The following is a 25,799-nucleotide window of genomic DNA, read 5'->3' as shown; positions in this document are numbered from 1 at the left end:
TCTGCTATTCCTGACTATGGATATTAATTTTTAATAAAAATCAAAAATCTTGAACGCAAGTTAACACGTTTGTCTATAAAACCTAGTGTCTTTCAATTTGTGCTCGATTAATTAAACTTTTTACATATAAGTCATAATCCATCATGCCATAGCTTGCTTCAATCTGTTGAATTAAACTATCTTGTTGCTCCCTATCTAAAGTACTGAGTTTTCCATCATGAATTTGTTTTAACCTTACTACTACATAATCTCCATTCGGCAGTACAAGGCCGCTTCGATTTTCAGGACGTAATAAATTAAACGCTACATCATTAATATCAGTCTCTACTTTGTCATTATCACGAGTAGATTTAACTACAGATTTCCAACTTAAATTATTAGTGTGAATTAATTCTTGTTGTTGCTTATCTTCGACTGGATTCAACAAACTCATGCCAATTTCTTTTGCTTTGGCTTCTGCAGTTTTTTTAACTAAAATTTTATTAATTTGATCTTCAACATTTTCCAGTGGTTGCTCTTTTTCAGCCCAATGCTGATTGACTCTAATAACGACAACTGAATCATTGTCAATTTGTATCGGTTCGCTATTATTTCTTAAATCGAGCACATCATGACTAAATGCTGTATTAATTATTTGTTTGTTTTTGGTAATAGCATCAATACCTGCAGATCTTGAGAAAGGCTGGGTTTGCTCAATTTTTAAATTCAATGCTTCCGCTACAGGTTGAAGTGAATCTGGAGTCTGATAGCTTAAATCAGATAATTGTTCCAATGCTTGAGTATATTTAGTTTGCGCTGCTTCATTGATCAGTTGTTCTTTAATTGCAGACGCCACCTCGGAAAAAGATTTTTTGGAAACAGGTTTATACGCAACTAACTTGAAAATTTCATATCCATGTTTCGTTTTTTCAGGAGGAGAAATTTGCCCTGGTTTAGTTAAACCAGATAAAATTTGATTATAATTATTTTGCCCGCCTGCAGTAATCCATGGTAGAACTCCTTTATCAGCGACTGAGAGCTTATCGTCTGACAGGGTTGCAACCAGGTGGTCAAATTGATCAGGTTTTTTTAGTAATAGTTGATATGCGTCATTCGCTTTTTTCTGGGCTTTTTCCAAATCAGCCAGGCTGGCATCCCCTGGAACAGCAAATAAAATATGAGCTACTTGCCAGCTTGCTGGTATCAAATAGCTGCTTTGATTATCTTCATAGTAGCGTTTTGCATCATCTTCAGAAACCTTAATTTGGTTCTTGATGTCATGCATGGATAAAGTAACATAATCCAAACTGACTTTTTCCGGACTCATAAAGTCTTTTTTATGTTCTTTATAATAAGAGGCAATTTCCGCAGGAGAAATATGGACATTTTTTTCAAAAGCAGAAGCAGGAACAGTTAAATAATCATAGTCTCTACTTTGCATATATAAACTAACAAAACGATCTATTTCATCAGGTAAAGCAAACGAACTACCCATAAAAGCAAATCGTTGTTGATTTAAAAGCATTCCCTGCTTTACTTCATTTTGAAAACTTGATTGGGTAAATAAAGCTGCGTTTAGTGCTTGCTGGTATTTTTGAGCTGAGAAATGTCCGTCTTCCTGAAATTGAGGAATGTTTAAAATGGCGGCATTGGCTTGGTTTGAGCTGACGTCGAAACCATTTTTAAGTGCAGCTTGAACTAAAACTGCATTAGTAACCATTTGATCTAAGACCTGATTTTGCAATTTCTTTTCATCAGCGGCAGTCATTTGCTCAATGTCTTGCATGGAACGAGCACGTCTATAATTATTTTCGAAGGATTGCATTGTTACAGGCTCACCATTAACGGTCACCTTGGCATTTGTCGTTTGACGTGATTGTAGATAATAATCCACACCAAAAAGTGTAAACGTAATACCGATTAAAATAACTACTAACCAAGCTACAACACCCTGTATACGTTCATTTAACTTTTGTAACATGTCCCGAGATCCATATAGTATTTAAAGCTTTATTAAATTTAGCGAAGGCCGATTATAACCCAGACTAAAAAAAATCAAAAGTTCACTTTTTCAGCATAGTTTTACCCGAAATTCAGGCAGAAAATTAAAAATGAAGTGAACACATAACTTCTATTTCATATCTTCACTAGACATTCCTCTAAATGTGAAAAGTAAAAATCTGGAGAAAATAAGAATTTGAAGTAAACAATACTTTCCTGATAAAAAAAACGCGCCTTTCGGCGCGTTAATCTTGGCGGAGTGGACGGGGCTCGAACCCGCGACCCCCGGCGTGACAGGCCGGTATTCTGACCAACTGAACTACCACTCCATTTCTTGGTGGGTGCTGTAGGGATCGAACCTACGACCCTCGCCTTGTAAGGGCGATGCTCTCCCAGCTGAGCTAAGCACCCTGAAAACTTAAGCTTCTTGCACCGCTTCTTTCAGGTTTTTACCCGCTTTAAACTTGGCTACTCGTGACGCTTTAATTTGAATAATTTTGCCAGTTTGTGGGTTTCTACCAGTACGTGCTGAACGATTGCCTGTAGAAAATGAACCGAAACCAGGTATTACTACTTGATCGCCACTTCTTAAAGCATCAGTAATAGTACTAGTAAAGGTCTCGAGAACTCTGCTTGCGTCAGCTTTTGTTAAACCCGAACCACTTGCTATAGCATCAACTAATTCGCTCTTATTCATTGCTTCCCCTATACAGTTAATCTTCCATACTTCAAGTTAATTTAATTAAACTCATCAAATTAACCGGTCAAGTAGTTACTTCCTTGCAGTGCCCGCTAGTGGCGGGCTACGAAACGAAATATACATCTAATTAATGGGTATGTAAATCATTATTTTTAATTTTTTTTGATTTTCTTCCCACTAAAGCCTCAGACTGTACATTTGTTGGCTGATTTATCCAAGGACTGCGTTGTAAAGCGAGTTCCAGCACCTGTTCTATGCTCTTAACTGGATGTATTGTTAGCTTGCGCAACACATTATCGGGAATCTCTTCCAGGTCTTTTACATTTTCCTCAGGTATTATGACATGCTTGATTCCGCCACGGTGTGCCGCCAGTAATTTCTCTTTCAGACCTCCAATGGGCAAAACCTGTCCTCTTAAGGTTATTTCCCCTGTCATTGCTACATCTGCTTTAACCGGGATATGGGTAACGACAGAAACCAACACAGTACACATACCAATCCCCGCGCTAGGACCATCCTTGGGCGTCGCTCCTTCAGGAACATGGACATGGAAATCGTTCTTATCATAAAAGTCATCAGGTAAACCAAAATTTTTGGCTCGGCTGCGTACAACAGTCATGGCGGCATGTATAGATTCCTGCATTACCTCGCCCAATTGACCCGTATGCGTTACCTTGCCCTTACCTGGCATCATGGATGCTTCGATAGTTAGCAACTCCCCGCCTACGCTTGTCCAGGCCAAACCTGTAACCTGTCCCACTTGATCAAATTCTTCAGCAAGGCCATATCGGAACTTTTTCACGCCCAAATATTTTTCGATATTGCTTGTAGTGACCGTCATTTTTTTGATTTTCTTACTAGAAAGGATTTCTTTGACTACTTTTCTGCAAATACTAGCAATATCGCGCTCCAGACTGCGAACACCTGCCTCGCGAGTATAATGACGAATTACCTCGCGGATTGCTCCTTCACTAATATGAATTTCCTGATTGGTCAGACCATTCAAGATGACTTGTTTTGGAACCAGATATTTTTCAGCAATACTCACCTTTTCATCTTCTGTGTATCCGGCAAGACGAATTATTTCCATCCTATCTAAAAGTGGAGCTGGAATTTCAAGCGAATTTGCTGTGGCTATAAACATAACATCACTCAGATCATAATCTACTTCTAGATAATGATCGTTAAAAGTATGGTTTTGTTCCGGATCGAGGACTTCAAGTAATGCAGCCGCTGGATCACCACGGAAATCCATTGCCATTTTATCCACCTCATCCAACATGATAAGGGGATTTTTTACTCCTGCCTTACATAGTTTCTGAATAATTTTTCCAGGCATGGAGCCAATATAGGTTCTTCTGTGGCCCCGAATTTCCGCTTCATCACGTACACCACCCAGAGCAATACGGATAAAAGTACGGCCTGTTGCATTGGCAATGGATTGCCCTAATGAAGTTTTACCTACTCCAGGAGGTCCAACGAGACAAAGTATTGGGCCTTTTAATCTTTTTACACGTTGCTGAACAGCCAGATATTCGATAATACGTTCTTTAACTTGCTCAAGACCATAATGTTCTTTATCCAATAACTTTTCTGCCTTGAGTAAATCAAATTGAATTTTATTTCTTTTTTTCCAAGGGACTGCAAGCATCCAGTCAAGATAATTACGAATAACTGTTGCTTCTGCAGACATGGGTGACATCATTTTCAATTTATGAAGTTCAGCTAGCGATTTTTCCTTGGCTTCCTTGGGCATCCCAGCTTTGTTAATGGAATTTTCCAATTGTTCAATTTCATTTCCTTCTTCACCCAATTCGCCCAATTCTTTCTGAATTGCTTTCATTTGCTCATTGAGATAATACTCGCGCTGGCTTTTCTCCATTTGACGTTTCACTCGACCCCTTACGCGTTTCTCAACGTGTAACAAGTCAATTTCATTTTCAATGGCCGACATTAAACGTTCAAGGCGTGTACCTACATCCAAGGTTTCCAGTAACTCTTGCTTGTCATCAACTTTCAAAGTTAAATGAGCTGCTATCGTATCAGCTAAACGTCCTGGTTCTTCTATTCCGGCAAGAGGCGATAAAACCTCAGGTGGAATTTTTTTGTTCAATTTTATATATTGTTCAAACTGCGACATTAAGGAGCGCATTAAAATACCGATATCAGGTTCTTGCACGGCTGCGTTTGCATCTTGCAATACCTCAAGATCAGCTTCTAAATATCCTTGAGTCTGGTGGTATTCTTTTGCTCTGGCTCGTTGCTCCCCTTCAACTAAAACCTTAACGGTCCCATCGGGTAGTTTTAGTAACTGCAGGACACTGGATAATGTCCCCACTTGAAAGATATCAGCGGCAGTTGGATCGTCATTTGACGATTTTTTCTGTGCCACTAAAAAGATTTGCTTACTATCAACCATTGCCGCTTCCAGGGCTTTAATTGATTTTCCTCGCCCGACAAACAGAGGAATAACCATATGAGGGTAGACCACTACGTCTCTTAATGGTAACACAGGTATTTTCGACAGTTTCTCTGTCTCATTCGAAGTCTCTATAATTTCAGTGGACATAATGAACCCTTATTCAAACGAAAAACTTTATTAAATATTCACGGGACTACTAATAATAATTTAAAAGGAAGGGAGAGTTATTGCAAGAAATCAAGGCGTTATAATTAAGAAGTTGCCTAAAGAATCTCTCCCACATTAACTGCAGGAGAGTTTGGAGTAGAATTTCTACTCTTGCCCACCTGCTGCACTCTTCATCCCATCTTGTTCATAAATAAGGATGGGTTTGGATGAGCTGTTTACAGCACTCTCATCAACCACTACCTTAATTACTCCTTCAAGAGAAGGTAATTCATACATGGTGTCTAAAAGAATATTTTCAAGTATAGCACGCAAACCACGTGCTCCCATTTTTCGTTCCAGAGCTTTTTTGGCAATGGCCACTAATGCATCCTCTCTAAACTCAAGCTCCACCCCTTCCATTTTAAAAAGAGATTGGAATTGCTTGGTTAAAGCATTTTTGGGATTGGTTAAAATATCAATAAGGGCTGATTCATCGAGTTCCTGCAAAGTAGCAACTACAGGCAATCGACCCACAAATTCGGGTATTAACCCATATTTAATCAGATCATCTGACTCCAATTGATTTAATACTTTCGAAATCTCATCACTGTTTTCTTTTTTATTTTTTAATTGAGCCGAGAACCCAATGCCTGACTTGTCACTTCGCTCTCTTATTACTTTTTCCAATCCTGCAAAAGCTCCACCACAAATAAATAAAATATTTGAAGTGTCGACTTGTAAAAATTCTTGTTGAGGGTGTTTGCGGCCGCCTTGAGGTGGAACAGAGGCAATTGTCCCTTCAATAAGTTTTAAAAGTGCTTGTTGTACTCCCTCACCAGAAACATCGCGTGTAATGGAAGGATTATCGGATTTACGTGAGATCTTATCGATTTCATCAATATAGACGATACCATGTTGCGCCTTGTCAACATCGTAGTCACATTTCTGTAACAATTTTTGAATGATGTTTTCGACGTCTTCGCCCACATATCCCGCTTCAGTAAGTGTTGTTGCATCAGCCATAGCAAATGGAACATTAAGGATTCGAGCTAGGGTTTGGGCTAAAAGAGTTTTTCCACTTCCAGTTGGACCAATTAATAAAATATTACTTTTTCCAAGCTCCACCCCATCTTCACTTTTATGTTGTAATCGCTTGTAGTGATTATAAACAGCCACGGATAAGACTTTTTTTGCATGGGATTGCCCAATAACATACTCATCCAGAAAGGTTGATATTTCTTTGGGTGAGGGCAAGCGTACTTCTGCCTCTTCATGAGATTCATGTGTTTCTTCGCGAATAATGTCGTTACACAGTTCAACACACTCATCACAGACAAATACAGAAGGACCAGCAATCAATTTTTTAACTTCATGTTGGCTCTTTCCGCAAAAAGAACAATACAAAACTTTATCGCCACTTCCGTTACCGGATTTACTCATAACCAAACCCCTTCTTACAACGATTATCAAAAAAATAGATAATATATGTAAAATATTAGTCAATCAGAAAAAGATATGCCACTGTTTTTCACGTAACTCTTTGTTTAAAAACAAATGAAATACGGAAGTAACAGTGCTCAATATAAAAGGACCCCCTAATTGCGTCCTAGCCTGGGTGCAGCGAAGCAGAACCCCGATCTGAACTTCAAACCCGGGTTCGGCTTCGCATCTCCCAGGTTAGAATACATTATAGTTCAGTTTTTTGGATTTAAAGTATTATTTACTCTGCTTTATTCACAGACTCTCGATCGTAAAGCACCCTATCAACCAAGCCGTACTCAACAGCTTGAGTGGCACTCATAAAATTATCACGTTCAGTATCACGCATAATTTGATCAGGGGTCTTTTTAGTATGCTTTGCCATAATTGTATTTAAGCGTTCTCTTACGGCTAAAGTCTCACGAGCATGAATCTCAATGTCAGTAGCTTGACCTCGATAACCACCTAATGGCTGGTGAATCATTACACGCGAGTTTGGCAAACAAAATCTTTTACCTTCAGCTCCCGCACAAAGCAATAAAGCAGCAGCACTTGCTGCTTGCCCTATACACAAAGTACTTACATCAGGTTTTATAAACTGGATGGTATCGTAAATAGCCAAGCCGGCAGTTACAACTCCTCCAGGAGAATTAATGTAGAGAGAAATATCTTTTTCAGGGTTTTCAGACTCAAGAAACAACAATTGGGCAACAACTAAATTAGCCATATGATCTTCAACTTCACCCAAAAGAAAGATAATACGTTCTTTTAATAATCTTGAATAAATATCATACGAACGCTCACCGCGTGAAGTTTGTTCAATAACCATGGGGACTAATCCACTGGCATTGCGAATTATGTTCTCCGAATATCCTGACATAAAATTACTCTCCTTTATTCTCAGTCGCTTCAGTTGCAGGCTTAGGATTCATTACTGAATCATAATCTTTGTTTTTATATTTGATTTTTGCATCTTCAGCAATTTTATCTGCGACCATCTCTTCCATAACCAGGGCTTCAATCTCAGCCATATGCTCTTTGCTGCTTTGATACCAAGCACGTAATTCGTCAGGATTCTCATAAGCGCTGGCAAATCGCTCAATTACTGCATTAACTTTATCTTTATCTGCAACAATCTGGTGCTTTTTAACATATTCAGAAAAGAGGAGTCCAAGATGAACACGGCGTTTAGCTTGCTCTTCAAAAAGTTCACGAGGGAAATCAGGAATTTTTTCATTTTCATGATGCTCGTGACCAAAAAGTCGATGGTACATATCATGTTTCAAATGTTCGATTTCTTTATCAATTAAAGCCATTGGCAATTCAACTGTATTTATTTCCATTAATTTATCGAACAGTTTTTCTCTGTTCATCATACTGACTCGGCGCTCTAATTCACGAGACATATTTTCTTTAATGTCTTTTTTCAACGCGTCGATGCCGCCTTCTTTAATATTAAATTTTTCTGCAAAGGCTTCATTGAGTTCTGGCAGCTTACCTTCCATCACATGATGAATTGTAGTTTTGAACACAGCTTCTTTACCTGCCAAATCTTTATGCCCATAGTCTGCTGGGAAAGTGACCTTGATGTCGAAGGGTTTTTCTTTCTTGTTACCAATGATACCTTCTTCAAAGCCAGGAATCATTGAGCCAGAACCAATAATTAATTCATGTCCTTTAGCGCTGCCGCCATCAAACAATTTGTCATCAAGGTAGCCCTCAAAATCAATAACAACTTTGTCACCATTTTTAACGGCTCGAGAAACATCATGCCATTCTTTATTTTGTTCACGAAGTTTTTCCAACATGTCTTCCACATCTTTATCTGTAACTTCTGAACGAGCCAATTCAACAGCTGCCTGGTTTAATTCAGCGACTTCAAAAACAGGCATTACTTCAAATATGGCAGAATATTTAAAATCTTTACCTTCTTCAATTTGCTCAGGCTCAACTTGAGGGAAACCAGCAGGAACCAATTCATTTTTTTGTAATGCTTCGAATAAAGTTGATTGCACCATATCTCGGGCAACCTCTTCACGAACACTTTGGGAATAACGACTGACAACAACATGGAAGGGTACTTTACCAGGACGAAAACCATCAATCTTAACTTTGCGAGCAAGATTCCGGAGACGTAAGCTCACTTCTTCCTCAACTTTATCTGAAGGTACAGAAACTGTTACCTTACGTTCCAAACCATTTAGGGTCTCAACAGAAACTTGCATCAATATCACCTCTTGGAATTTATATGATAAATGGTGCGAAAGGAGAGACTCGAACTCTCACGGGTCGCCCCGCTGGAACCTAAATCCAGTGCGTCTACCAATTCCGCCACTTTCGCAAATCAGGTTGGATTATCAATCAGTAATTCGGTCTTGTAAAGACTCAGATAAAATCTTTAGCGATAAACCTTTTCTTTCTTCTCAAATGGGGTGAACGATGGGACTCGAACCCACGACAACCGGGATCACAACCCGGGGCTCTACCAACTGAGCTACGCTCACCATAACTTTTTCAGAAATTCATTTGACAAGATGTTGGGCTGGCACGCCCGGCAGGATTCGAACCTGCTACCCTCGGCTTAGAAGGCCGATGCTCTATCCAGATGAGCTACGGGCGCATCTTGGTCGGGGTGGAGGGATTCGAACCCCCGACATCCTGCTCCCAAAGCAGGCGCGCTACCAGACTGCGCTACACCCCGTAAAACCCGTCCCAAGGACAGAGCGCAGATAATACTAGGTGCTTTCACCAAGGTCAATATCTTAATTCATTAAATTTAATTTATTTTTCTTTATTGCTCCAGATACTTATTTTAGGTTAACCAAATCGATTTTTTTTCTTCCATTTAGCTGCGTGTACATACAAGTTCTTCATTGAGTATCTCGAATCTTACTTGCTTTTCAGCTAGCATTGATGATTATCACTTATTTTCCATTCGATCTATGAAATTTAAATTGCTACCTATCTTCGATAATATGAATTACTTGCATAGAAATCATGAAAACGTAGTACTTCCTACTCCGCGTTTTCAAAATGATTTTAACTATGCTTTAAACTTTTTAAAAAGTTATACTGGCAGTCAAGGCACCTTCAACAGTTACCGTAGAGAAACAGAACGTCTGTTGCAATGGTCCTGGTTAATCAAAAATACAACACTTAATGAGTTGAAACGTGAGGATATAGAGCAATACATTCATTTTTGCCAAAATCCTCCCAAAAGCTGGATCAGTTTAAAAAAAGTTCCTCGCTTTATTGAAAAAGAAGGTCTCCGTATCCCTAATGAAGAATGGCGCCCTTTTGTAGTTACTTTAAGCAAATCGGCAATAAAAAATGGTCACAAACCTGAAATTGATCAATTCAATTTATCCCAGGGCGCTATTCAGGAAATATTCGCTATATTAAGTACGTTGTTTAATTTTTTAATTGCTGAAGAATACCTTGTTTCCAATCCTGTTGCCTTGATTCGCCAAAAAAGTAAATTTATACGTAAAAGACAACATAATGCACCCATACGCAGGTTAAGCCTGATCCAATGGAGTGCCGTTCTGGATGCAGCTGAAACTCTTGCAGAAGAATCTCCCATGAAACATGAACGAACTCGTTTCATGCTGAGTTTGTTATTTGGCATGTATCTTCGTATTTCCGAACTGGCGGCAAACGACAGATGGATCCCCAGTATGAATGATTTTGCCAAAGACAGTAATGGTCATTGGTGGTTTACCACTGTAGGAAAAGGAAATAAAGAACGTCAAATCGCTGTCAGCGAAGCCATGCTGGAAAGTTTGATGCGATGGCGCAATTTCCTGGGATTATCCCCTCTACCCTCCCCCGCGGATAATAGTCCGCTCCTACCCAAAATTCGCGGGAATGGTCCAATGAGCGATACAGCCCCAATACGTAGAATTATTCAGCGCTGTTTTGATCTGGCAGGAGAACAATTACGCAGGAAAGGCCATGTCGAGGAGGCAGATAATTTGGCCGCAGCGACTGTACACTGGTTAAGACATACCGGTATTTCCGAGGATGTTAAAATTCGTCCTCGGGAACATGTACGGGATGATGCAGGCCACAGTTCGAGTGCAACAACAGATCGCTATATTGATATTGAAAAGCAAGCCCGGTATCAATCCGCCAGGAAAAAAACTATTGAACCCGAGCCAAGTTAAGGGGACTATGTTAGAATTTAGATAAAGCTCATATTTCGTAGTTTGCGTTAAACCCTGCTGAACCCTGGAAAATATAAATCCCACTTCACTGCGGCACCAGACAACGATTTCATAAGTTTTATAAACCAACTCTATTTATGGCTTAAGATTTATCATGCTTACTCTTCGTCAAATTACTCTAAGTCGTGGCAATAAAATTTTATTGGATAAAGTCAATGCCACTTTATATGAAAAACAAAAAATAGGTCTTATTGGCCATAACGGTTGTGGTAAATCAACGCTGTTTGACTTTCTGCTAGGAAATTTATCTCATGATACCGGGGAATTTTTAATTAATCCCCAGCTCACCATCAGTCATTTATCACAGCAACTACCTGACAGTAATGAAAAGGCACTGGACTTTGTTTTGGGTGGCGATGAAAATTACACGAAGTTGCTTCAACGTTTGAATGATGCAGAAGCAAATGGAAATGACGTTGAAGTATTAGCCTGCCATGAAGAATTAAGCCACAGCGGCGGCTACAGTAAACCAGCTCAAGCCGCAACAATTATGTCGGGACTAGGTTTTAAAGGGGAACAACAACAGGCCTCGGTCAATAGCTTTTCTGGTGGTTGGCGGATGCGCTTAAGTCTGGCACGCTGCTTAATGAAGCCTGCTGATTTGCTTTTACTGGATGAACCAACGAACCATCTCGACATGGAGGCGATTTTTTGGCTTGAACGATTCTTAAAGCAAAGCCCAAGTACCATTATTCTCATATCTCATGATCGTGAATTTCTTGATGCATTTGTTACTCATATTTTACATATTGAGAAACAAAATCTAACTCTTTACTCAGGGGATTACAGTTGTTTTGAAAAAACACACGCCCAACAACTGGCTTTACAACAAGCCATGTATGAAAAGCAACAAACAAAAATCAATCATATGATGTCATTTGTAAACCGCTTCAGGGCAAAAGCTACCAAGGCCAAACAGGCACAAGGACGCCTTAAAGCGATAGAGAGAATGGAAATTATCGCTGCAGCACAAGCTGACTCCCCTTTCTCATTTGATTTTTTCCCATGCCCCCGTGCAGGAAATCCACTAATTCAATGCAATATGGTGGATGCCGGATATCAATCTGAAAAACCCATATTAAAAAGAATCAATTTCTCACTCAATCCAGGGGACAGGATAGCTTTGCTAGGACCTAATGGAGAGGGAAAATCAACGCTCATCAAAACATTAACCGGATCTTTAACTCCGTTAAATGGGACAATTCACCGTTCAGCGCATTTAAAAATTGGCTATTATGCACAACATCAATTAGAACAGCTGGATTATAATCTAAGTCCTGTAGAGACAATTCAAGCTCTATCGCCAGAAGTCCGGGAACAAACCATTCGCGACTTTTTAGGCGGCTTTAATTTCACTGGTGATATGGCAGTACAGCCAATAACCCACTTTTCCGGTGGTGAAAAAGCGCGTTTGGCTTTGGCCAAACTTGTTTGGCTCAAGCCTAACCTGCTCTTACTTGATGAGCCAACAAACCATCTGGACCTGGGAATGCGGTCTGCTATTGAACTTGCATTACAAAGTTACGAAGGGGCTTTAATTCTTATATCTCATGACCGTCATATGCTCAAAACCAGCGTCGATAACTTCTATCTGGTGTACCAACAAAAAGTGCAACCTTTTGATGGGGACCTGGATGATTATTATTCCTGGTTGCAAATGAAAGATGGAGTTAAAGAAAATACTGTTACTACAACTGCAATTGATTACAAGGAAAAGAAAACTTTGCAAAACCGCCTGAAAAAATTGGAACAACTGATTGAACATTATCACAATGAACTGACTCAATTAGATTCCCTGCTAGGCGATACTAACCTATACGAAGACAAGACGCAGCAAAATAAACTGGAGCAACTAATAAAAAAACGTGAACAATCTCATTCTTCTTTAAATCAGGCTGAGGAAGAATGGTTAGAAGTAGGCAGCAGTTTGGAAGATTTAGTTTAGCTTGAATACAACGAACGGAATCCGTGCTGAGAAAGAAAACACAACTCCCGGATCCCTTCATCGCGTGACTACAGCAACTTTAACCTAACTTATGGCCTGCATGAAGCTGTCTGCATAGACAAACAGACAGCTAATAATTCCGTAGCATCACTTTCATATATCTTATTCATTAAAAATTCATTATCCAACAAACTACTGATAATACCAGGTTGACTGGTGTAAATTTCAGTTAAATTATCAGCTGTGAGCCATTTATTTAAATCACAACCCAAAATAAGGCTTGCTGCTTGATCATTATACTTGGCAAGAGCTACCAAAGTAGTTCCATAACCGTTTGTTGTGACAAACTCAAAAAATTTGTTGGGATTGCTTACGACGCCCCTTACCAGAGCAACAACTGAATTTGGATGAGCATTCATAAGTGTTTCCAGCCACGGAAGGTTTATTGCAGGATGATTCACAATTATAATGGCAAGATCAGGATTTTTCACAAGAATTTCAGGATATGCATTTATAATTGCCATAATATCGTCACGCTCTAGTTTCATAACCAATCTTTGCTGACTTAAAATAATTTTCGCAATTTTTTCATTTGATAATGCAAGTTGGTATAACTCCTGAGCATCAAATTGAGCAGCAAACTCGGTATTTGCAAAAATAGAAGCGATGGCTGCAGGATTACTTTTGGCTTGTTCTAGTAATCGACTCATAACTTTTTTATTAAGCTCATCCTGACTTAATTTCAGCCTACAATTATTATTATTGGGATCTGTATCCAGGAAAGACATAAATACAGTTTCTTTAACTGAATCAGAGGTTAGTTGTTTGTTAATATCGCTTTTACCCGCACCTTCATTAGCCTGTTTAAAGAAGCAGGTAGTTAAATACTTAAGTGAAGGAATTCTATTATCTTGAATAACACGAATTAGTCCATCCAAATGTTCCTTCAACGCCGGCTTTTCTGTTACTTTTGCTTTTTCAATAACTGCAATATCAAGAATGAAATTGACGAATAAAGGTTTAATGGCGTGAGTTTTAACTTGTTTAATAAGTTCTTCTCGAAGTTTATCTAAAGCAATAAGATCAACTTTATCTATCGCTCTCTTGAAAGAGTAGATGAAATGGTATGGAAAAGGCAGGTGCAGCATATCATCAAAAAATAATGCAAGGCCTTGGTTTTGAGAAATTTGATAGACAAGATTTAAAGCAATTGGAACAGGTATTAACGCTAATAGTTCGGGGAATCGTGACCGCACTTTATCGCTCTTGAATAATCTTTCACAAAGAAAACTGTTTGAATTGGCTTGGGTTATCCTGTTTGTTAATCCAGCTTGATTTTTATGAGTGATGTCCCAAATAAAATCATTGAGTTCTGCTGATAGGATATGCTGAATCAATAATTCCACACTATGATTAAGTAATGGATATTTTTCACCTCTATCTATTTCGGGCTTTAATTCAAAAGCATAGTCGCCATAAGTACAAATTGCGTCACTTGAACACCAATAACCTCTTGCCCATTCGAGTTCAGTATTTGAATATCTTCCGTCATGCATACTGACAATAAACAACAGATCACTTAGGTTTTGATTATCAATAATAATCTGGTTAAAGAGTTCCTGTTCCTCAAGAACACGAGAAAATAATTTTTTTGCAAGCTCTTCCGGTAAAATTTGCAAAAGCTCAATGAGTTCAAATAAGTTGTTAACTCGTAACTTTAAAATCTCACTATCGGAGACCAATAAATCCTTCGTAATTTTATTCAAAGTCTCTTTTGAAAAGATTGCGCTACTTGCTTTATAAAATTCAATGAAACTCATCCTTTCATTTTTATTTAAAAGACGTTCCTGTAATTGGCCTGGCACAGGCAATAATAGGTCTTTTTTTCGGGTTTCAGATAACAACTTGTCTTTTTCAATTATTTTTACAAGTTCAATTATTTCCTGAATTGAGTTACAGTCTTTAATCCCTTTTTCAACCAATTTGTTGCAAAATTCCAGATTTTTTCGAGCAAATTGAATTAATTCTCTTTTGGTTCCAACGAGTTCAGCAAACCTTGATCGACTCATGTTTATTACTTTATCAATTAAGCTTTTTTTGTATTCAGGATAGATTGAATATTCATCCTCAAGAAAGATCAAAAAATTTATGAAATCGGATCTATTCTTAAAAAAATTATCAAACACATTCTGATTGTCCAGAATGTGTTGAAATAGTGCATGAGCTGAACTCTCATCAAGACACAAAAGAGTATCCTGTAAATCAGGACTCGTGGGGATAAGTCTTTCAAATAACCCACGATCAGCAAGAGCATGCGCTATTATTCGAGCCGAAGCGTGGGAGGAAATAGATGAGTTTAAAAAGTCTCTTAGAGATTCACCTTCTGAAATTATATCAATTAAATCCGAATGGCTCAGTAATTCGGAAACAAGCTCTTCTTTTTCTACCTCAGATAAATCATCTATTAACTGGATCAAGGTTCTTGCATCGTGAATTTCTAAACTATTTTTATTAATTGTTAACCACATACCATTCCTTAAACTGTGTGAGGAAAATTTCGGCAAGGATACATTGTTATGAGCTAGTGAGTCAAAGAGAAAACATCTCTATGTAACTGATTTTTTTGACTATTTCAAAGTAGGAAGACAACCGTGATTTTGATATTGGGGAATGAGTAATTAAATTGATTCAAATTACAACGGCAACTTCATGAAATGAATTTAACCGTTGTGAGACTGATGAGCAGATATATTATCGAGAACGCAATTGTTCCAGCATAGCTTTGGCAGCTAATTGCTCTGCTTTACGGCGATTAGAGCCTTGGCCAAAAGTTTTATGCTTGGCACCATTGACCGTGCAGGTGATGTAAAATATTTGATTGTGTTCATCACCTTCAATCTTAGTCAAAGTATATTCTGGAAGAGCAATTTTCTCAGCCTGGAGGTATTCTTGTAATTGAGTTTTGGAATCTTTTAAACAATCATTTAAATTGGAATCTTCAAGCCTGGATTGATACAAACTTAAAATAACTTCTTTTGCAGGCCCGATACCCCCATCAAGAAAAATGGCTGCGAAAACAGCTTCCATCGCGTCAGAGAGAATTGAAGCCCGACGAAACCCACCACTCTTAAGCTCGCCTTGACCCAAATAAAGAAAATCACCCAACTCAATTTCTTTAGCTAACTCCACCAGCATCTCACCCCGAACCAAAAAGGAACGCAAACGGCTTAATTGACCTTCGCTCTGCATTGGAAATCGGTGAAAAAGTTCATTAGCAATTACAAAGCTCAATATGGAATCGCCTAAAAACTCAAAACGCTCATAGTTTTCACTACCAGCACTGCAATGAGTCAAGGCTTGCTTGAGATAGGCAATTTTTTTAAATTGATAATTTAATCGCCTGCATAATCTTTCTAAATCAACTTTCACTGCCTGCCACAACCTCTTCAGTATGATCAAAATCAAATAATAAGCTCATATTGTATACCAAAGGCTTGATAACCTGATATTTCAATTTCACTCTAAATTTATGAGAACCTTTTGGTTCGATACTTAATTGATTCTCTTTCAAACTCGGTACCCCATTAATATCAAGACGCTTATCAAGGGTACTCTTCAAAACGTTAATATCTGTAACCGGATCACCGGTTAACGAAGATGGAGGAATCGAATTTAATCCTTTGACCGACTGCAGCACTGAGTAATATTGCAAATAAACTGGAATAATACGCATTATCACAACAGCAGCCATTATAAGAACAACGACAGTAAATAATGTCCCTATAAATGTCATCCCTTTCTGTTTTAGCATTCTTTATTCCTTCTATAATATATTCCAACATACAATCTGTAGCTTCTTTCAATCCCAAACTTAAGGGATCAATTTCCCTATTTTAGACCAGCGTACATTATCTGTTTTACCATTCCAACTCATCCACACCAAAAAGGCCTTGCCTCTCAAATAGGACTCAGGTACAAAACCCCAGAATCGGCTATCGGCACTGTCATCGCGGTTATCGCCCATCATAAAGTAACTTCCTTCCGGGACTACAATATCAAAATCTACAGCGGGAACATCTGTTCTGATGAAAATATCATGCACCCTTCCATTTAAATCTTCTTTATATTTGGTTACCGCTTTTCCGGAACTCTCATCAATCGTGTATTCAACAAAAGTTTGCTTGGCTTCTTTTCCATTGATTGTGAGTACTTTATTATGATAGCTCACTTTATCGCCTGGAACCCCTATAACCCTTTTAATGTAATCAAAGGAAGGATCTGGCGGCCAGCGAAAAACAGCAACCTCCCCTGTTTTAGGATCTGAAATGGGTATTATTTTCTTTTCCCAAACTGGAAGTCTTAGACCATAAATAAACTTGTTTACAGCTACAAAATCTCCGACCAGTAATGTAGGCTCCAGGGAACCTGAGGGTATGCGGAAAGGTTCAATCAGAAATGAACGCAAGATTAAGACAATGAAAAAAACAGGAAAGAAAGAACGTGAATATTCAATAATCCGGGTAGGTTTTTCATCCTGTGAGCGTTTTTTTGCCCAGAAAAGAACATCTAACAGGTAAATTAACCCACTGATAAAAGACAGGACAACCAATATTAAAGCAAAATTCATAAATTTATATCCTAATTAAGCTTAATTCATCTAATTCAATGGCATCAAAGTCATTGGATTATTTCTTTATAACTGTTCACCCCAATTTAAATTACCTAGGGTTAAGCCAGGTTGAAAGGGGCCGATACATCAAACACTGTCTTTTTACTGGGGTGAACGGTTATTATTTCTTTTTATCTGTCTGAAACACAGCCATAAATGCTTCCTGGGGAATTTCTACATGCCCCACTTGTTTCATACGCTTCTTACCCGCCTTTTGTTTCTCCAACAATTTGCGTTTTCGTGTCACGTCACCACCATAACATTTTGCAGTAACATTCTTTCGTAAAGCTTTTACTGTTTGTCGGGCAATAATATGACTTCCCAAAGCCGCCTGGATTGCCACATCAAACATTTGCCTTGGAATCAAATCACGCATTTTCTCAGCGATTAATTTTCCACGGCTGTGTGCAGAGGAACGATGGACAATTACGGAGAGCGCATCAACTCGCTCACTGTTTATCAAAATATCCATTTTAACCAAATCAGCTTCCTGGAAACGTAAAAAATTATAATCCAAGGAAGCATATCCACGACTCACTGATTTCAATCGGTCAAAAAAATCAGATACCACTTCACTCATGGGAATGTCATAGGTTACTGAAACCTGACGGCCGCTATAAGTCATATTCACCTGAACACCACGCCGCTCGACGCATAAACTGATGATAGAACCCAAATAATCTTGGGGTACAAGGATGTTTGCCCTCACAATGGGTTCATACATTTCTTTAATTTGTGGAAGCGGCGGAAGAAGGGACGGATTATCGATTAACATCGTCTCGCCTTTCTGGGTTAAAATTTGATAAACCACAGTAGGTGCGGTCGAAATCAGATCAAGATTATATTCCCTTTCAAGACGCTCTTGAACGATTTCCATATGCAGCATGCCCAGGAAACCACATCGGAAACCAAATCCCAAGGCTTCAGAAGATTCGGGTTCGTAAAATAAAGAAGCGTCATTCAGGCTTAATTTAGCTAAAGCTTCACGGAATGCTTCAAAATCATCAGAGCTTACTGGGAATAAACCCGCATAGACTTGCGGCTTGACGCGTTGAAACCCGGGTAAGGGTTTTTCCGCAGGAATCTTTTCCAGGGTAAGCGTATCTCCAACTGGAGCACCCTGAATTTCTTTAATCCCAGCTACCACATAACCTACTTCCCCCGCATTGAGCATGTCGAGTTTGGTGCGTTTGGGAGTGAATATACCTACCTGATCGACCTCATAGGAACGACCGGTAGACATTACTCTCATCTTGTCCCCTTTACGTATGGAACCATTTACGATACGCACCAAAGAAACAACGCCAAGATAGCTGTCAAACCATGAATCAATGATCAAAGCCTGTAATGGTTCATTAATATCACCTTTTGGCGGAGGAATACGGGTTACCAGAGCCTCAAGTACATCTTCGACACCCAAGCCGCTTTTTGCACTGACTCTTATTGCTTCATGGGCATCAAGGCCAATAATGTCTTCAATTTCTGATATAACACGCTCAGGCTCGGCTTGCGGCAAGTCAATTTTATTAAGCACTGGCAAAACAGCCAGGGATTGATCAATAGCGGTGTAACAAACTGCCACCGTCTGTGCTTCCACACCCTGAGCCGCATCAACAACGAGGATTGCCCCTTCACAAGCAGCCAGGGAGCGCGATACCTCGTAGCTGAAATCGACATGTCCCGGTGTATCAATGAAGTTCAAGAGATAGCTCTTGCCATCTTTTGCAGTATAATTTAAAGAAACACACTGAGCTTTAATAGTGATCCCTCTTTCTCGTTCTATATCCATAGAATCAAGAACCTGAGCACTCATCTCACGCTCGCTTAAACCGCCACAAATCTGGATGAATCGATCTGCCAAGGTAGATTTACCATGATCAATATGGGCAATGATGGAAAAGTTACGAATTCGCTTTAAATCACTCAACTGAAATACCCTTTTAGCAAATAGCGCATTTTAGCTTAAATAAGCGCAGCCTTAAAGTATTTGCTAATGTACTGCATTTTTAATAAGATTTATCCTTTCGTTTTACATAAATTAAGGTGTGCCATGCAACGAATTCCAGGCTTGGGGTTTATAGCAATAATACTACTGCTTTTTTCATTCTCAACTTATTCTGATAACGCATTTACACAAAGAAAAGATGTGCAATTATTTATCCAAAGCATGGTTAAGGAACATCATTTTAATGCCAGAGAACTCACAGCAATAATGAATCAGGTAGTTATTCGACCTGATATTATCGAATCAATGGAAAAGCCTTATGAAAAGAAAAATTGGGATGTTTATAGAGATATATTTCTAACTCCTGCTCGCTTAAAAGGTGGACTGGACTATTGGGCGGCTAACAGGCAAGCATTAGAAAAAGCCCAAAAAAAATATGGAGTTCCTCCTGAAATTATTGTAGCGATTCTCGGCGTTGAAACTTTATATGGAGAGCGGCAAGGCGAGCATCGAGTTCTTGATGCATTAGCCACTCTCGCCTTCAACTATCCAAAACGTGCACCTTATTTCACGAGAGAATTAAAAGAATATCTGCTTCTTTGCCGCGAACATGGAGTCCCTGCAACCCAATTCAAAGGATCATACGCAGGTGCTATAGGTCAACCACAGTTTATGCCCAGCAGTTATCGTAATTTTGCGGTTGATTTTAACAATAAAGGAAAACGCGATATTGTAAGTGATAATGCTGATTCTATAGGAAGTATTGCCAATTACTTCCACCACCATGGTTGGAAAACAAATGATGGAGTTGCCCAGAATGCTAAAATAGTAGGAACACGCTATAAAAGAATTCAGGTAAATCCCAAAAAACCTAATTATTACTATTCACAATTGGTTGCCCATGGAGTTAAACCGATAACCGCAGCGCATAACCACCCTTCCCGAGCGGCTTTGATTGAACTGGTAACTGCCAACGGAAATGAATACTGGATTGCCTACCACAACTTTTTTGTAATAACCCGCTACAACTCGAGTCCTCAATATGCCCTTGTGGTTTATCTGTTGTCACAACAATTAAAACAACAGTGGACTGCCATGAACACTAAAAAACATAGAGCTTATGCTTAGGAATGGATACCCTTTTTCTTTTTGTAAAAAATATAGATGAGGCAGGATGTTTCTGCCTCAAAATGAATGCTGATGGAGCAGTAATTAGTCCACCTGCACTACGAAGTTTTGTTGAAATTAAAACCTTACAAAATGACTGCAACACCTTAGTAATTGAAACATGTGAACATGCCACCCTTCTCAATCTTGAGCTTTCATGGCTTCCTGAGAGAAAAGCACGGGTTGCAATTCCTTATGCTTTAGAAGATAAATTAGCCCAGCCCGTAGATGAACTTCATTTTGCATTTGATAAAACTCGCTATCAGAACAATCAATATCTGGTTACAGTAATTAGCAAACAGCGAATTCGCTATCTGATGCAATGCCTCAATGAACAAGATATTGCTTTTTCCGGGATTACTGTAGACTGGTTTGCCTTGGCACCTGAGGAACTATGCATCTGCGGAACAACTTTATTGATTAATACAGATGAGTTCAAAGGCGCCCTTTCCGGGGATTTAGCTCATATTTACCTAAAAAGCCATCCGCAACATCAACCTTTGCTTTTTGAAGACAGTTCAATCCCTGCAGACTTTAACTTGACCAAAAGACAGGAAACGTCCTATGAATGGATTGCACAAAGAATACTAAAGTCGAAATTAATGAACCTCTGTCAGGGGGAAATGCAACATGGATATAAAAACGATTTACTAAAAAAGGGATACCAGCTAAGCATCGTTCTGTTTTGTATCTGGTTACTCTCACTCCTTGTCGTTAATTGGATTAAATTGCATCAGTTAAATAAAGAAACCCAGAAAATTGATGAACAAACAGCAGTGATTTATCATGAGTTTTTCCCTGATGCAAAACAAGTAATCAGCCCTAAATTTCGTATTACACAACTATTAAAAAGCAATAATGCAGAGGAGCAAAATCGTTTCTGGTTCTTACTTAATCAATTTTCTAAAGTAATGAAAAATGATCACCATACCCTGGAGCAATTACGTTACCAGAACAAAACTTTATCTGTCACCCTGGTGAGTACGGATTTTACCAGTTTGGAAGAATTGGAAAATGAATTGAAAAAACTACAATTAAAAGTGAAACAAACCCAGGCCTCAACGCGTGAGCAACAAGTTGTGGCCACTTTGGAGTTAACGTGAAAGCCTACCTAAGTTCACTCAATGAACGAGAAAAATGGATGTTGATTGGAACAGGGATATGCCTTTTCCTTTATGTGTATTATTTATTCTTATACACTCCGTTAAGTCAACGGGTTAACCAGAAATCCACCCAATTAGTTGAAAAAACAGCTACCCTTGAATGGATGAAAAGAATAAGACAACAAAGTCATGTGAAACAAACGAAAAAACAAATCCTGGATAATAGTCAATTGCTTACTACGCTAGCTACGAAACTAAAAAACGATCCGGCATTAAAATTTCCTTATCAGATGCAACAGACCGGCTCAGGAGATATTCAGCTTTCTTTTGATGCTGTTGCTTTTGATTTATTTATTCATTGGCTGGAAAAAATAAATCAAAACTATGCGATAACAGTGAAACAATTTGAAGCAGACCGCTTAAAAACTTCCGGCATAACACGCTTAATGATTTTGATCAGTGCTGCTTCTAAAAACCCTTAGACTTATAAAAAAAGGAATTATTATGTCTCAAACATCAGTCAAAATTGTTCGCTTTCATGAAACTGGCGGAGCAGAGGTATTAAAGCTTGAAAAGGAACCTTTGCCAGAACCCCTAAAAGGAGAAGTTCGCTTACGGGTTCACGCGATTGGATTAAATCGGGCTGAAGTTATGTTTCGCACTGGAAAATATCTGGTACAACCGCATTTTCCCTCCAAAATTGGTTATGAAGCCTCCGGTATAGTAGAAGCGGTGGGGCCTGATGTAGATAAAAAAATAATTGGCAAGAAATTCAGCACCGTACCTTGTTTTGATTTAGGTAAATACGGTGTTTATGGAGAAGTTGCTATTGTCCCTGCTTTTGCGCTTGCAGCATATCCTGAGAAACTATCCTATGAAGAAGGAACTTCAATCTGGATGCAATACTTAACTGCCTATGGGGCTCTGGTTCATTACGGAAAGCTTTCTAAAAATGATTATGTTTTAATTACTGCGGCAAGCAGCAGTGTTGGGATAGCAGCAATTCAAACTGCTCGTGCTCAAGGAGCTATCAGTATTGTTACTACTCGTACCTCCAAGAAAAAGAAAGAGTTACTCGCTTTAGGCGCCGATCATGTCATTGTAACTAATGAAGAAAATCTTGTTGACCGCGTCAATGAAATTACTCAACATGCAGGGGTAAAGATTGTTTTTGATCCCATAGCCGGCAAAGGCATTGAGCTCCTGGCAGAAACACTTGCTCCCGGCGGAACCCTTTTTGTATATGGAAACCTGTCTCTTGAGCCGATTACACCCTTTCCACTTTTTGCCGCCTTAAACAAAGGAATCTCGGTTCGGGGTTATACGCTCTTTGAAATTTCTTCTCAACCGGAAATACGCAGGGAAGCTGAGAAATATATATATAACCATTTACAAAATGGGTCCTTTCACCCTCAAATTGCTCAAACCTTTTCTTTGAGCGATATAGTTGACGCACATAGATACATGGAGTCAAACGAACAAATCGGTAAGATTGTAGTAACACCTTAATCAAAGCAAAGCCTGGATGAAATTCTATATCCAGGCTCAATTTTTGATACTACTGTTGGACGCTACTCCAGTTAACCACTGATGCCCCACTTTTTATTTCGGGAGGTAACGAATTTAATGCTTTTTGCGCTTCTTCAGCAGTACTGTAGGTTCCGTAAACACCTTTGTAGCGTGTTTTTCCATCTCTGTCATATTTTACTTGGGCTACACGATCATTCTTAGGGGTTTTATAAAGTACTTGGGCAACTTGAGATGCTTTCTCCCCTTCCGTCAACTCTATAGTATAGCCTTGGGGGTTTTGTTTATTTACCCACACTTCATCCCTGTCTTTAAAAGAAACAGGAGAATGTAATTCTCCTACATGATAGGAATCTGGAACCCTTACTTCCTGTCTTTGCTGATATCGATAATCATAATTAACCATCGTGTTGTTATTTATGGAATAAGGCTCTGTGATGTCCATGTATGAATAAGCTGGATAGGAGAGGTAATTATCGTCTTTTGTACAGGAAGACATCACAAGAGCACTAAGAAGCAGAAGCGCGAGGTTTATTTTTTTATTCATTGTCATCCCCTGTTTTAGTTCTTCTTATTTACTTCTTGTCTACTATATCTACACAATTAGAAAAAACTTTAGAAATTTGTGTTGTTCAAGGACAAATTATGTCTTACAGTAATTCTCTATTTATTTAGACAGTAAAAAATTATGTGGACACATCGACGTTCTGGACAAACAAACCAAAGAGGAAATCTGGATCATCGGGATCCTTATGAGCGTGATCGGACCCGTGTAATCCACTGCCCGGCATTTAGGCGGCTGCAAAGAAAAACACAAATTTTAGGTACTGATGAAGGGGATTTTCACCGCACACGCCTCACTCATTCGCTCGAGGTCGACTCAATTGGGCGCAGCATTGTCCACAATCTCTTGATGAATCAAGACAAGCATATTGGCTTAACGGGGTTATTGCCCAATGATGATTTAATTTCCGTAATTTGTTTGCTGCATGATATTGGTCACCCTCCTTTTGGTCACGGCGGTGAAGTGGCGCTCAACTTCATGATGCGAAATTATGGGGGGTTTGAAGCGAATGGACAAACACTCCGACTTTTAACCAAAGTTGAAAGCAGTTATGGGACCTATGGACTTGATTTAACCCGACGGGCACTGCTTGGCATTTTAAAATATCCGGTAAAACACTCCAGTGTTGTCGCCCCCAAACAACCTCCTGTCCATGAATCCATTCATAAAACCATCAAGATCACTGATTGGTTACCACCTAAAGCGTATTTTGATTGCGAACAACCTGAGATTGATTGGTTATTATCTCCTTTTTCGGATAAAGACAGAGAATTATTTCAATCCTTATCGCAGATGCCACGCGAAACCAAATCAGGAAAATCAGCATACCATAGTTTTGATTGTTCTATTATGGATATAGCCGATGATATTGCCTACGGAGTCCATGATCTCGAGGATGCCATTCATTTACGCCTCATCAATGGCTCTCACCTGGATACGCCTGAATTCAGACAATTATTAAGCAATACTCAGTTAGGCAATCGAACAAATCAAATAATCGATTCACTATTTTCTCACGATCTCTACTCAAGAAAACAAACTATTGGAGAAATGGTGAATTATTTCATTACTTCGACGCAAATCATCACAACCCATGAAGAATTTGAAAATAATTTACTCAAATTCAATTTGGCACTTATTCCTGAAGCAAACGCTTTGCTAAATTATTTAAAAAAATGCATCTTTAATAACGTTATTGATTCCCAGGAAGCCCGCACTTTTGAGTATGGCGGACAAACGGTGGTGCTCAGGCTCTTTGATGCCATTAGCTCAAACCCTGGCAGCTTACTGGATAATAAAAACAGGGTTTTATTCAAACAAGCTAAAGATGATGCTGACGCCTATCGGATTGTTTGCGATTATCTCGCCAATATGACTGATGAATACGCCTATAGAATGCATGAGCGGTTATTCGGGTTTAATACAAGAACCATTTTCGAAAGGCTTTAAAATAATAAGGATAAGCTTGCAGAAAAAAGAACGTTGTAAAACGGTTTTTACATTCTCCAGGCTTCTCTCTTGGACTAAATAAATAAAGCACTCTATTTAAGATGTAATAAAAATAAGATAATAAGAAGAATTGCTTAAATCAAAGCGAATGTGGCGTCCCCAAGGGGGTTCGAACCCCTGTTACCGCCGTGAAAGGGCAGTGTCCTAGGCCGCTAGACGATGGGGACCTGGATCTTTTTTACAACTATTTACCGCAACAACTACTAATGCCAATAATGGCGTCCCCAAGGGGGTTCGAACCCCTGTTACCGCCGTGAAAGGGCAGTGTCCTAGGCCGCTAGACGATGGGGACCTATAACGTTTTTTCCATCAACATCTGTGATGTTGATGGTGGAGCTAGGCGGGATCGAACCGCCGACCTCTTGCATGCCATGCAAGCGCTCTCCCAGCTGAGCTATAACCCCTAAAATTAGGT

The 25,799-nt window shown here is 39.1% G+C and carries 19 protein-coding genes and 9 tRNA genes; 7 read left to right on the top strand and 21 right to left on the bottom strand.

Annotation, left to right across the window (positions count from 1 at the left end; translation table 11 throughout):
- Positions 1 to 82: 82 nt before the first annotated feature.
- From KYQ_RS03350 to KYQ_RS03295, 12 genes are all read right to left on the bottom strand, one after another.
- On the bottom strand, positions 83 to 1,960 hold the full coding sequence (locus KYQ_RS03350) for a SurA N-terminal domain-containing protein (RefSeq protein ID WP_010653976.1): 1,878 nt from the start codon (positions 1,958 to 1,960) through the stop codon (positions 83 to 85).
- Positions 1,961 to 2,232: 272 nt separating this feature from the next.
- Positions 2,233 to 2,309 (bottom strand) — tRNA-Asp (locus KYQ_RS03345).
- Between the two features lie 6 nt (positions 2,310 to 2,315).
- Positions 2,316 to 2,391 (bottom strand) — tRNA-Val (locus KYQ_RS03340).
- 7 nt (positions 2,392 to 2,398) lie between these two features.
- Positions 2,399 to 2,677 carry an HU family DNA-binding protein gene (locus tag KYQ_RS03335; protein WP_010653977.1) on the bottom strand — a complete coding sequence of 93 codons (279 nt, stop codon included), beginning with the start codon at positions 2,675 to 2,677 and terminating at the stop codon, positions 2,399 to 2,401.
- Positions 2,678 to 2,807: 130 nt separating this feature from the next.
- Positions 2,808 to 5,249 (bottom strand): endopeptidase La, encoded by a 2,442-nt coding sequence (gene lon, locus KYQ_RS03330; protein ID WP_010653978.1) that lies wholly within the window; start codon positions 5,247 to 5,249, stop codon positions 2,808 to 2,810.
- A gap of 165 nt (positions 5,250 to 5,414) precedes the next feature.
- Positions 5,415 to 6,689 carry an ATP-dependent Clp protease ATP-binding subunit ClpX gene (clpX, locus tag KYQ_RS03325; RefSeq protein ID WP_010653979.1) on the bottom strand — a complete coding sequence of 425 codons (1,275 nt, stop codon included), beginning with the start codon at positions 6,687 to 6,689 and terminating at the stop codon, positions 5,415 to 5,417.
- Positions 6,690 to 6,969: 280 nt separating this feature from the next.
- A complete protein-coding gene (clpP, locus tag KYQ_RS03320) occupies positions 6,970 to 7,608 on the bottom strand; it encodes an ATP-dependent Clp endopeptidase proteolytic subunit ClpP (RefSeq protein ID WP_010653980.1) in 639 nt (212 codons plus the stop codon).
- Between the two features lie 4 nt (positions 7,609 to 7,612).
- Positions 7,613 to 8,953: a trigger factor gene (tig, locus tag KYQ_RS03315; protein ID WP_010653981.1), complete on the bottom strand. Its 1,341-nt coding sequence runs from the start codon at positions 8,951 to 8,953 to the stop codon at positions 7,613 to 7,615.
- Between the two features lie 31 nt (positions 8,954 to 8,984).
- Positions 8,985 to 9,069: transfer RNA gene (locus KYQ_RS03310), tRNA-Leu, on the bottom strand.
- Positions 9,070 to 9,156: 87 nt separating this feature from the next.
- Positions 9,157 to 9,232 (bottom strand) — tRNA-His (locus KYQ_RS03305).
- Between the two features lie 39 nt (positions 9,233 to 9,271).
- Positions 9,272 to 9,348, bottom strand: a tRNA-Arg gene (locus KYQ_RS03300).
- 4 nt (positions 9,349 to 9,352) lie between these two features.
- Positions 9,353 to 9,429: transfer RNA gene (locus KYQ_RS03295), tRNA-Pro, on the bottom strand.
- Between the two features lie 241 nt (positions 9,430 to 9,670).
- Between KYQ_RS03295 and KYQ_RS03290 the strand changes: the two genes are divergently transcribed.
- Positions 9,671 to 10,894 carry a tyrosine-type recombinase/integrase gene (locus tag KYQ_RS03290; RefSeq protein WP_029488970.1) on the top strand — a complete coding sequence of 408 codons (1,224 nt, stop codon included), beginning with the start codon at positions 9,671 to 9,673 and terminating at the stop codon, positions 10,892 to 10,894.
- Between the two features lie 154 nt (positions 10,895 to 11,048).
- On the top strand, positions 11,049 to 12,899 hold the full coding sequence (locus tag KYQ_RS03285; RefSeq protein WP_010653983.1) for an ABC-F family ATP-binding cassette domain-containing protein: 1,851 nt from the start codon (positions 11,049 to 11,051) through the stop codon (positions 12,897 to 12,899).
- Between the two features lie 89 nt (positions 12,900 to 12,988).
- Here KYQ_RS03285 and KYQ_RS03280 read toward each other — a convergent pair whose 3' ends face one another.
- From KYQ_RS03280 to lepA, 5 genes are all read right to left on the bottom strand, one after another.
- Positions 12,989 to 15,427: a hypothetical protein gene (locus tag KYQ_RS03280; protein WP_010653984.1), complete on the bottom strand. Its 2,439-nt coding sequence runs from the start codon at positions 15,425 to 15,427 to the stop codon at positions 12,989 to 12,991.
- A gap of 223 nt (positions 15,428 to 15,650) precedes the next feature.
- A complete protein-coding gene (rnc, locus tag KYQ_RS03275) occupies positions 15,651 to 16,328 on the bottom strand; it encodes a ribonuclease III (protein WP_010653985.1) in 678 nt (225 codons plus the stop codon).
- Positions 16,318 to 16,710, bottom strand: coding sequence for a DUF4845 domain-containing protein (locus KYQ_RS03270; RefSeq protein ID WP_010653986.1), 393 nt, complete (start codon positions 16,708 to 16,710; stop codon positions 16,318 to 16,320). The genes rnc and KYQ_RS03270 overlap by 11 nt, the downstream gene beginning before the upstream one ends.
- A 60-nt stretch (positions 16,711 to 16,770) precedes the next feature.
- The gene (gene lepB, locus KYQ_RS03265; RefSeq protein WP_010653987.1) at positions 16,771 to 17,526 is read right to left on the bottom strand and encodes a signal peptidase I; all 756 of its coding nucleotides are present in this window, start codon (positions 17,524 to 17,526) and stop codon (positions 16,771 to 16,773) included.
- 163 nt (positions 17,527 to 17,689) lie between these two features.
- Positions 17,690 to 19,495, bottom strand: coding sequence for a translation elongation factor 4 (gene lepA, locus KYQ_RS03260; RefSeq protein ID WP_010653988.1), 1,806 nt, complete (start codon positions 19,493 to 19,495; stop codon positions 17,690 to 17,692).
- Positions 19,496 to 19,618: 123 nt separating this feature from the next.
- Between lepA and mltB the strand changes: the two genes are divergently transcribed.
- The 4 genes from mltB to KYQ_RS03240 are packed head-to-tail and all read left to right on the top strand — an operon-like array spanning position 19,619 to position 23,292.
- Positions 19,619 to 20,641, top strand: coding sequence for a lytic murein transglycosylase B (gene mltB / locus KYQ_RS03255; RefSeq protein WP_019349648.1), 1,023 nt, complete (start codon positions 19,619 to 19,621; stop codon positions 20,639 to 20,641).
- A 2-nt stretch (positions 20,642 to 20,643) separates the two neighbouring features.
- Positions 20,644 to 21,783 carry a type II secretion system protein GspL gene (gene gspL / locus KYQ_RS03250; protein WP_010653990.1) on the top strand — a complete coding sequence of 380 codons (1,140 nt, stop codon included), beginning with the start codon at positions 20,644 to 20,646 and terminating at the stop codon, positions 21,781 to 21,783.
- The gene (lspM, locus tag KYQ_RS03245; protein ID WP_010653991.1) at positions 21,780 to 22,265 is read left to right on the top strand and encodes a GspM family type II secretion system protein LspM; all 486 of its coding nucleotides are present in this window, start codon (positions 21,780 to 21,782) and stop codon (positions 22,263 to 22,265) included. Before gspL ends, lspM begins: the two co-directional genes overlap by 4 nt.
- A 22-nt stretch (positions 22,266 to 22,287) precedes the next feature.
- Entirely contained in the window at positions 22,288 to 23,292 is a 1,005-nt protein-coding gene (locus tag KYQ_RS03240; RefSeq protein WP_010653992.1) for a zinc-dependent alcohol dehydrogenase family protein, read from the top strand.
- A gap of 49 nt (positions 23,293 to 23,341) precedes the next feature.
- On the opposite strand, the gene KYQ_RS03235 is transcribed toward KYQ_RS03240, so the two are convergent.
- Positions 23,342 to 23,857: an SPOR domain-containing protein gene (locus KYQ_RS03235; RefSeq protein WP_010653993.1), complete on the bottom strand. Its 516-nt coding sequence runs from the start codon at positions 23,855 to 23,857 to the stop codon at positions 23,342 to 23,344.
- Positions 23,858 to 23,998: 141 nt separating this feature from the next.
- Between KYQ_RS03235 and KYQ_RS03230 the strand changes: the two genes are divergently transcribed.
- Positions 23,999 to 25,324 carry an anti-phage deoxyguanosine triphosphatase gene (locus tag KYQ_RS03230; protein ID WP_010653994.1) on the top strand — a complete coding sequence of 442 codons (1,326 nt, stop codon included), beginning with the start codon at positions 23,999 to 24,001 and terminating at the stop codon, positions 25,322 to 25,324.
- A 151-nt stretch (positions 25,325 to 25,475) separates the two neighbouring features.
- Here KYQ_RS03230 and KYQ_RS03225 read toward each other — a convergent pair.
- The 3 genes from KYQ_RS03225 to KYQ_RS03215 all read right to left on the bottom strand — a co-directional run bounded on the left by KYQ_RS03225 (position 25,476) and on the right by KYQ_RS03215 (position 25,788).
- Positions 25,476 to 25,551, bottom strand: a tRNA-Glu gene (locus tag KYQ_RS03225).
- A gap of 49 nt (positions 25,552 to 25,600) precedes the next feature.
- Positions 25,601 to 25,676 (bottom strand) — tRNA-Glu (locus KYQ_RS03220).
- A 36-nt stretch (positions 25,677 to 25,712) separates the two neighbouring features.
- A tRNA-Ala gene (locus KYQ_RS03215) sits at positions 25,713 to 25,788 on the bottom strand.
- Positions 25,789 to 25,799: the final 11 nt, after the last annotated feature.

This window comes from Fluoribacter dumoffii NY 23 (genome assembly GCF_000236165.1).
Taxonomy (GTDB): domain Bacteria; phylum Pseudomonadota; class Gammaproteobacteria; order Legionellales; family Legionellaceae; genus Legionella; species Legionella dumoffii.
The sequence above is the reverse complement of the archived record's forward strand: the minus strand, read 5'-3'. Positions and strand labels throughout refer to the sequence as shown.

Coding starts and splice junctions, on each gene's coding strand:
- KYQ_RS03290 (WP_029488970.1), top strand. CDS start 9,671: ATGAAATTTAAATTGCTACCTATCTTCGATAATATGAATTACTTGCAT.
- lon (WP_010653978.1), bottom strand. CDS start 5,249: ATGTCCACTGAAATTATAGAGACTTCGAATGAGACAGAGAAACTGTCG.
- KYQ_RS03240 (WP_010653992.1), top strand. CDS start 22,288: ATGTCTCAAACATCAGTCAAAATTGTTCGCTTTCATGAAACTGGCGGA.
- clpP (WP_010653980.1), bottom strand. CDS start 7,608: ATGTCAGGATATTCGGAGAACATAATTCGCAATGCCAGTGGATTAGTC.
- KYQ_RS03280 (WP_010653984.1), bottom strand. CDS start 15,427: ATGTGGTTAACAATTAATAAAAATAGTTTAGAAATTCACGATGCAAGA.
- KYQ_RS03270 (WP_010653986.1), bottom strand. CDS start 16,710: ATGCTAAAACAGAAAGGGATGACATTTATAGGGACATTATTTACTGTC.
- KYQ_RS03350 (WP_010653976.1), bottom strand. CDS start 1,960: ATGTTACAAAAGTTAAATGAACGTATACAGGGTGTTGTAGCTTGGTTA.
- mltB (WP_019349648.1), top strand. CDS start 19,619: ATGCAACGAATTCCAGGCTTGGGGTTTATAGCAATAATACTACTGCTT.
- KYQ_RS03230 (WP_010653994.1), top strand. CDS start 23,999: ATGTGGACACATCGACGTTCTGGACAAACAAACCAAAGAGGAAATCTG.
- KYQ_RS03335 (WP_010653977.1), bottom strand. CDS start 2,677: ATGAATAAGAGCGAATTAGTTGATGCTATAGCAAGTGGTTCGGGTTTA.
- lepB (WP_010653987.1), bottom strand. CDS start 17,526: ATGAATTTTGCTTTAATATTGGTTGTCCTGTCTTTTATCAGTGGGTTA.
- clpX (WP_010653979.1), bottom strand. CDS start 6,689: ATGAGTAAATCCGGTAACGGAAGTGGCGATAAAGTTTTGTATTGTTCT.
- KYQ_RS03285 (WP_010653983.1), top strand. CDS start 11,049: ATGCTTACTCTTCGTCAAATTACTCTAAGTCGTGGCAATAAAATTTTA.
- KYQ_RS03235 (WP_010653993.1), bottom strand. CDS start 23,857: ATGAATAAAAAAATAAACCTCGCGCTTCTGCTTCTTAGTGCTCTTGTG.
- gspL (WP_010653990.1), top strand. CDS start 20,644: ATGGATACCCTTTTTCTTTTTGTAAAAAATATAGATGAGGCAGGATGT.
- tig (WP_010653981.1), bottom strand. CDS start 8,953: ATGCAAGTTTCTGTTGAGACCCTAAATGGTTTGGAACGTAAGGTAACA.